4 protein-coding genes are annotated in these 7,721 nt (G+C 69.4%); 3 read left to right on the plus strand and 1 reads right to left on the minus strand.

Going from position 1 to position 7,721, the window contains the following annotated elements:
- Positions 1 to 371 precede the first annotated feature (371 nt).
- The 3 genes from fdh to nrfD are packed head-to-tail and all read left to right on the plus strand — an operon-like array spanning position 372 to position 5,764.
- Positions 372 to 3,647, plus strand: coding sequence for a formate dehydrogenase (gene fdh, locus ABZS37_RS27850; protein WP_355173730.1), 3,276 nt, complete (start codon positions 372 to 374; stop codon positions 3,645 to 3,647).
- 3 nt (positions 3,648 to 3,650) lie between these two features.
- Positions 3,651 to 4,694 (plus strand): 4Fe-4S dicluster domain-containing protein, encoded by a 1,044-nt coding sequence (locus ABZS37_RS27855; RefSeq protein WP_355173732.1) that lies wholly within the window; start codon positions 3,651 to 3,653, stop codon positions 4,692 to 4,694.
- Positions 4,691 to 5,764 (plus strand): NrfD/PsrC family molybdoenzyme membrane anchor subunit, encoded by a 1,074-nt coding sequence (gene nrfD / locus ABZS37_RS27860; protein ID WP_355173734.1) that lies wholly within the window; start codon positions 4,691 to 4,693, stop codon positions 5,762 to 5,764. Before ABZS37_RS27855 ends, nrfD begins: the two co-directional genes overlap by 4 nt.
- Positions 5,765 to 5,832: 68 nt before the next feature.
- Here the strand turns inward: nrfD and ABZS37_RS27865 are convergent, their stop codons facing one another.
- Positions 5,833 to 7,389 (minus strand): OFA family MFS transporter, encoded by a 1,557-nt coding sequence (locus ABZS37_RS27865; RefSeq protein WP_355173740.1) that lies wholly within the window; start codon positions 7,387 to 7,389, stop codon positions 5,833 to 5,835.
- Positions 7,390 to 7,721: the final 332 nt, after the last annotated feature.

The raw sequence follows: 7,721 nt of genomic DNA on the forward strand, positions 1-7,721 counted from the left end.
TCGCACCGGGACATTGCCCTGGTACGAGCCCGCTTCGTCCGGGCCACCCGTGCACTCGCATGACCGTCCTTGCTGGCGCACCGCGGCCAATCCGCTCGGGTGCCGGCGGAGGATCCGCCCGCGAGACGCTTTCGAGCTGATGTCGTAAACGATTCAGCGGTGGGCTGGCGTCGCCGAGGCCGTGACGCCACCTGATGTCACAAACGACTCAGCTCGACAGCGTCGTACGACCCCTGACCACGAACCATCAGCATCGGCCAGGTTGAGCCGACCTGACCACATGGCTCTCGTGATCCTGCTGCGACCGGGCCGACACCTCGTCTAATGTCAGACTGTTCGCATTTGGTGGGATTGGCCGGAAAGGTGCGGCGATGGGGGTGCGCAGCTGGATCGAGGGCTGGCCGGTCTATCGCCAGCTCACCGGCACCGACCCGCTCGGCCGGGGTGCCGCGGCCAAGTCCGATGGATCCCGGGCGCTCACCGCCCGCACCGAAACCGCCGACTCGGTGGCCCGGTCCGTCTGCCCGTACTGCGCCGTCGGCTGCGGCCAGCGGGTGTACGTCAAGGACGGGCAGGTCAGTCAGATCGAGGGCGACCCGGACAGCCCGATCTCGCGGGGTCGGCTCTGCCCGAAGGGCGCGGCGAGCAAGAGTCTGGTGACCAGCCCGCTGCGCCAGACGAAGGTCCGCTACCGCCGGCCGTACGGCACCGAGTGGGAGGACCTCGACCTCGACACGGCGCTGAACATGATCGCCGATCGGGTCCTGGCCGCCCGGGACGAGACCTGGGAGGACGTCGACGACGATGGCCGACCGCTCAACCGGACGCTGGGCATCTCCAGTCTGGGTGGGGCGACGCTGGACAACGAGGAGAACTACCTCATCAAGAAGTTGTTCACCGCGATGGGGGCGCTCCAGATCGAGAACCAGGCCCGTATTTGACACTCCTCCACCGTCCCCGGTCTGGGGACCAGCTTCGGCCGTGGCGGCGCCACCCAGTACCAGCAGGACCTGTCGAACTCCGACATGATCGTCATTCAGGGTTCGAACATGGCCGAGGCTCACCCGGTGGGCTTCCAGTGGGTCATGGAGGCCAAGCGCCGCGGCGCCAAGATCTTCCACGTCGACCCGCGGTTCACCCGGACCAGCGCGCTGGCTGACGCGTACCTGCCGATCCGGGCGGGCACGGACATCGCCCTGCTCGGCGGGGTGGTGCGCTACATCCTGAACAACGAGCTCGACTTCCGGGAGTACGTGGTCTCCTACACCAACGCCGCGACGATCGTGACCGAGGAGTTCGTCGACGCCGATGACCTGCACGGGCTCTTCTCCGGCTTCAAGAACGAAAACGCCTCCTACGACCAGGCCAGCTGGCGGTACGCGGGCAACGGGCAGAACGAGGCAACCCGCGACACCGAGACGCAGCGGGAGACCGCAGCCGGGCTGGAGCACGAGTCGCACGGCGCCCCGGTCAACGGCGACACCGAACGCGACGAGACGTTGCAGCACCCGCGCTGCGTCTACCAGATCCTCAAGCGGCACTACGCCCGCTATACGCCCGAAATGGTGGAGCGGGTCTGCGGCATCCCGCAGGACAGGTTCCTGGAGCTGGCCCAGGCGTGGGCGCAGAACTCCGGCCGGGAGCGGACCAGCATGCTCGTCTACTCGGTGGGCTGGACCCAGCACAGCGTCGGCGTGCAGTACATCCGCACCGGCGCGATCATCCAGTTGCTGCTGGGCAACATGGGCCGCCCGGGTGGCGGGGTCATGGCGCTGCGCGGGCATGCCAGCATCCAGGGCTCCACCGACATTCCGACGCTGTTCAACCTGTTGCCTGGTTACCTGCCGATGCCGCACCACGCCGACCATCCGAGCTTCGACGAGTGGGTCGACAGCATCCGGCACCCCGGGCAGAAGGGCTACTGGGGCAACGCCCGCGCGTACGCCGTCAACCTGCTCAAGGCGTACTGGGGCGATGCCGCCACCGCCGACAACGACTACTGCTACGGCTACATGCCCCGGATGACCGGTGATCACGGCACCTACCAGCAGGTGCTGAACATGATCGACGGCAAGGTCAAGGGGTACTTCCTGCTGGGGCAGAACCCGGCGGTCGGCTCGGCGCACGGCCGGGCGCAGCGGCTGGGCATGGCCAACCTGGACTGGTTGGTCGTCCGGGACCTGTTCGAGATCGAAAGCGCGACGTTCTGGCAGAGTGCGCCCGAGATCGAGACCGGTGAGATCGTGCCCGAGGAGTGCCGCACCGAGGTGTTCTTCCTGCCCGCCGCCTCCCATGTGGAGAAGGAGGGCACGTTCACCCAGACCCAACGGCTGTTGCAGTGGCGGGAGAAGGCCGTCGAGCCGCCGGGCGACGCCCGCTCCGAGCTCTGGTTCTTTTACCATCTCGGTCGCATCATCCGGGAACGGTTGGCGACGTCGACCAAGCCCCGCGACCGTGCGCTGCTCGACCTGGCCTGGGACTATCCGACGCACGGCGCGACCGTCGAGCCGAGCGCCGAGGCGGTGCTACGCGAGATCAACGGGTACGACGTGGCGACCGGCCGGCCACTGTCGTCCTTCACCGAGATGAAGGACGACGGCTCCACGGTCTGCGGGTGCTGGATCTACAGCGGCGTGTACGCGGACGGCGTCAACCAGGCAGCCCGGCGCAAACCCGCCAGCGAGCAGTCCCTGGTAGCCCTGGAGTGGGGCTGGGCCTGGCCGGCGAACCGGCGCATCCTCTACAACCGTGCCTCGGCCGACCCGGACGGCAACCCGTGGAGTGAGCGCAAGCGCTACGTCTGGTGGGACCCGGACAAGGCCGAGTGGACCGGCTACGACGTGCCGGACTTCGAGAAGACCAAACCGCCGTCCTACCGACCGGCCCACGACGCCTCGGGTGTGGCGGGCATCGCCGGCGACGACCCGTTCATTCTGCAGAGCGACGGCAAGGGCTGGCTGTACGCGCCCACCGGTGTGCTCGACGGGCCGATGCCCACCCACTACGAGCCCGTGGAATCACCGGTGCGCAACCCGCTCTACCGCCAGCAGTCCAACCCGACCCGCAAGGTCTACACCCACCCGATCAACACGCTCAACCCGAGCCCACCGGAGCCGTACAGCCAGGTGTTCCCGTACATCTTCACGGTCAGCCGGCTCACCGAGCACCACACCGCCGGCGCGATGAGCCGCAACGTGTCGCCCCTCGCGGAGCTGCAACCGGAGATGTTCGTCGAGGTGTCGCCGGAGTTGGCGACCGAACGCGGGCTCAACCACCTGGGCTGGGCGCACATGATCACCGCCCGCGCGGCCATCGAGGCGCGGGTGCTGGTGACCGACCGACTCACCCCGTTGCGCGTGGACGGCCGGATCATCCACCAGCTCTGGCTGCCGTACCACTTCGGCCCCGAGGGCCTGGTGACCGGTGACTCGGCCAACGACCTGTTCGGGATCAGCCTCGACCCGAACGTCCTGATCCAGGAAAGCAAGGTCGGCACCTGCGACATCCGATCCGGGCGGCGACCCAGAGGACGGGAACTGCTGGACCTCCTCGTCGACTACCGACGGCGGTCCGGGGATCTCAACCCGCACTATCCACCGCAGGTCACGACCGACGACCCCGACAGCGGCCGCGACCAGGAGGTCTGACCGATGGCGCATGCCAACGCCCTGTACGGGCCGCTCGACCCGGCACCCGACGCCGGTTACGTGGACGCGCCGCCGCGGATGGGGTTCTTCACCGACACCAGCGTCTGCATCGGGTGCAAGGCCTGCGAGGTCGCGTGCAAGGAGTGGAACGGCGTCCCGGAGAGCGGGCTGGACCTGCTGGGCATGTCGTACGACAACACCGGGGCGCTGACCGCGAACTCGTGGCGGCACGTCGCGTTCGTGGAGCAGGCCCGTCCGTCCGGCTGGTCCACACCCGCGTTCGAGGAGAACCCGGTCGGGCCGGCGGTCAGCCCGGCGACGGCGGCGGTCGGCGCGCGTACCCGCACCGACACCGGGACGGACCCGGGCCTCCCGCCCGGCTCGCCGGCAGCGGCGGCCCGGATGTCGGGTGGGCCGGAGTTCCTCGGGATGCCGGGTGCGCAGCCGCCGGGTCGGGGCACCGGCGTGGAGGGGCGTACTGATTTCCGTTGGTTGATGATGTCGGATGTGTGCAAGCACTGCACTCACGCGGCGTGTCTGGATGTCTGTCCGACGGGTTCGCTGTTCCGGACGGAGTTCGGGACGGTGGTGGTGCAGGAGGACATCTGTAACGGGTGCGGCTACTGCATCTCGGCGTGCCCGTACGGGGTGATTGATCAGCGTAAGGATGATGGTCGGGCGTGGAAGTGCACGCTCTGCTACGACCGGCTCGGCGTGGGGATGACTCCGGCGTGTGCGCAGGCGTGTCCGACGGAGTCGATCCAGTACGGGGCTCTGGATGAGTTGCGGGAGCGGGCCGCCGCGCGGGTGGCTACTTTGCATGAGCGGGGGGTGCCCGAGGCGCGGCTGTACGGGCATGACCCGAACGATGGTGTCGGTGGTGACGGGGCGTTCTTCCTGCTCTTGGACGAGCCCGAGGTGTACGGCCTACCACCCGACCCGATCGTGACCACCCGCGACCTGCCAGCCATGTGGAAGCGCGCCGGCCTGGCGGCGATGACGATGGCCGTCGCCGCGGCGGTCGCGTTCCTGGGCAGGCGGCCATGACCGACGCGACGCCCTCGAACGAGCCGGCCGGCGCCCGGTTCCGCGAGTTCCAGGCCGGCCTCGACCATCCCGACGGGAAGCGCCACCGGCAGCCCGGCAGGCGACGCGGCGGCGACGGCGAGCAGCTCACGGTGCCGCCGGCCGACTTCGCCTCCTACTACGGCCGGCCGGTCCTCAAACCGCCGGTGTGGAAGTACGACATCGCCGGCTACCTGTTCACCGGGGGCCTCGCCGCCGGAAGTGCGCTGATCGGCGCGGGCGCCCAACTGACCGGACGACCCGGGCTGCGCAAGGTGGGCCGCTGGACGGCCCTCGGCGGCGTCGCCGCCAGCACGTACCTGCTGGTCCACGACCTCGGTCGGCCGGACCGGTTCCATCACATGCTCCGGGTGGCCAAGCTGACCTCGCCGATGTCGGTCGGCACCTGGATCCTCGCCGCGTTCGGGCCGCTGGCCGGCGTGGCCGCGGTCGTGGAGCTCGCGCCACTGCTCCCGCAGCACGGTGCGCTCGGCCTCGCCCGCCGGATCGCACCGCCCATTGGCAACGTCGCCGGCCTGGCCGCCGCGGTCACCGCGCCGGCGCTGGCCACGTACACCGGGGTGCTGCTCGCCGACACCGCCGTACCGTCCTGGCACGACGCCTACCCGTCGCTGCCGTTCGTCTTCGCCGGCAGCGCGCTCGCCGCCGCATCCGGGGTTGGGCTGATCGCGGCACCAGCCGCGGAGACCGCCCCGCTGCGACGGCTCGTCCTGGCCGCCGCGGCCATCGAGCTGGCCGGAGGGCACCGACTGGAGCGGCAGGGACTGACCGGCGAGCCCTACACGCACGGCCGCAGCGGCCGGCTGGTCAAGGCGGGCCGCGCACTGCTCGCCGTGGGCACCGCCGCGGCGCTGGTCAGCGGACGCAGCCGGGTCCTGGCGGCGATCTCCGGCGCGACCCTCGTGGCATCGTCGGTCGCCACCCGGTTCGGCGTCTTCGAGGCGGGGAGGGTGTCAGCACGCGATCCGAAGTACACGGTCGTGCCACAACGGGAACGGCTCGACGAGAACCGGTCGACGACCCGGCTCTGAGCGGATCTGGAAAGGACGGCGCCCCGTGAGGGGCGTCGTCCTTCTCCGCGCTGACCGGCCGTGACGCGTCAGCCGGTGAACAGTTTCGCGGCGGTGATGGCCGTCTGGACGATGCCATATCCGAGTAGCGCCGCGACCAGCAGCCACGACAACCAGAGCCGCCCGGTCTGGCTACCGACGTGCGTCGGCGTGGGCGGTTGGCTGTCTCTGCCCAGAGCGACCGGCTCGGTGATGCTGGCCTTCGCGACTGGCGACGTTGGTCCCCGGTCGGGTTCGTGGAACCGCTCGGGCACGGAACGGACCAGCAGGTTCGCGATGAACCCGATGGCGAGGATGCCGACCATGGTGAAGAGCGCGGGCCGGTACGCCGAGGCGGTGAGGGTGCCGGGCTTGCCCTGCGTGTCGAGGATCCCGTTGACGATCAACGGGCCGGCGACGCCCGCGGCCGACCAGGCGGTCAGGATCCGACCGTGGATTGCACCGACCTGGAAGGTGCCGAACAGGTCGCGCAGGTAGGCGGGCATGGTCGCGAAGCCGCCGCCGTAGAACGAGATGATCGCTGCGGCGATCAGCACGAAGACCGCCGTGGCGGAGTGACCGGCCACGGCGAGCAGCAGATACAACACCATGCCGACGCCGAGGTAGATCATGTAGATGGGCTTGCGGCCGATGAGGTCGGACGTCGTCGACCAGACGAACCGCCCGGCCATGTTGAACAGGGACAGCACTCCCACGAAGCCGGCCGCCGCCGACACCGAGACGGCGGTGGCCCCGTTGTCCCGGAAGAAGTCCTGGATCATCGGGCTGGCCTGCTCCAGGATGCCGATGCCCGCCGTGACGTTGCAGAACAGCACGATCCACAGCAGCCAGAACGACCGGGTACGCACGGCGTTCGTCGCGGACACGCTCGCCCTTGTCACCAGGGGCCGAGAGGCGACGTTCGCGGGATCGAAACCGGCGGGCCGCCAGTCCGGTGCCGGAACCCGGACGTTGAAGGGGCCGAACATCATGATCACGAAATAGCCGAGGCCGAACGTGACGAAGAGCGCCACGAGGGCATGTCCCGACGCGACGGCGGCCGGGTTGTCGGGGTTGTAGCCGGAGTCGTAGAGGGACAGGAGTTGGCGCGCGAGCGGGCCGGCGACCAGTGCACCGCCGCCGAACCCCATGATGGCCAGCCCCGTGGCGAGGCCGGGCCGGTCCGGGAACCACTTGATCAGGGTGGAGACGGGCGAGATGTAGCCGATGCCGAGCCCGATGCCGCCGATGACGCCGTATCCGAGGTACAGGAGCCAGAGTTGCTGGGTCGCGATGCCGAGCGCGCCGACCAGGAACCCGGTGGCCCAGAAGCAGGCGGAGACGAACATCGCCCGGCGCGGTCCGTTGCGCTCCACCCACCTGCCACCCACGGCCGCGGACGAACCCAGCATGACGATGGCGATGCTGAAGATCGCCCCGATCGCCGTCTGGCTGGTGTCGAAGTGCGCGATGAGGGAGTTCTTGTAGACGCTGGTCGCGTAGACCTGCCCGATGCACACGTGTACGGCCAGTGCCGCGGTCGGGATGAGCCAGCGGCTGTATCCCGGGGGAGCGACAGTGTGCCGAGGATTGAATACCGACAGCATGGGCATCGTCCGTACCTCCTGCGGCTGAGTAGGCCGGCGGGCGGTGCGGGGAGGTCCGCCCCGGTAGTTGGCCGAGCGGTACCGCCACAGTGACGGCCCGGTGCACGCCTGCGTCAGCCGAAGGCCGGCTGCATTCTCACGTTACGTGGCGACTGGTTCACACCTTGTCGTTACCGCAAAACGCGGGCACACAGCGACGTCGGCTGGCCAGCGGAGGGGGCGGCAGTCCGCTCGTACCCTTTGCTCTGCTTCAACCCGCGCAACACTCACGGCCCGAAACTGTTGCGCGGCGAGGGCGAGGAAGGCGATCGGCATGGACAGCGGACGCTGCT

This window comes from Micromonospora sp. NPDC005413 (assembly GCF_040606435.1).
Classification (GTDB): Bacteria; Actinomycetota; Actinomycetes; order Mycobacteriales; family Micromonosporaceae; genus Micromonospora.

What these genes read in the sequence shown, in the direction of transcription:
- ABZS37_RS27865 (WP_355173740.1), bottom strand. Translation starts at nt 7,389, where the DNA reads ATGCTGTCGGTATTCAATCCTCGGCACACTGTCGCTCCCCCGGGATAC.
- ABZS37_RS27855 (WP_355173732.1), top strand. Translation starts at nt 3,651, where the DNA reads ATGGCGCATGCCAACGCCCTGTACGGGCCGCTCGACCCGGCACCCGAC.
- nrfD (WP_355173734.1), top strand. Translation starts at nt 4,691, where the DNA reads ATGACCGACGCGACGCCCTCGAACGAGCCGGCCGGCGCCCGGTTCCGC.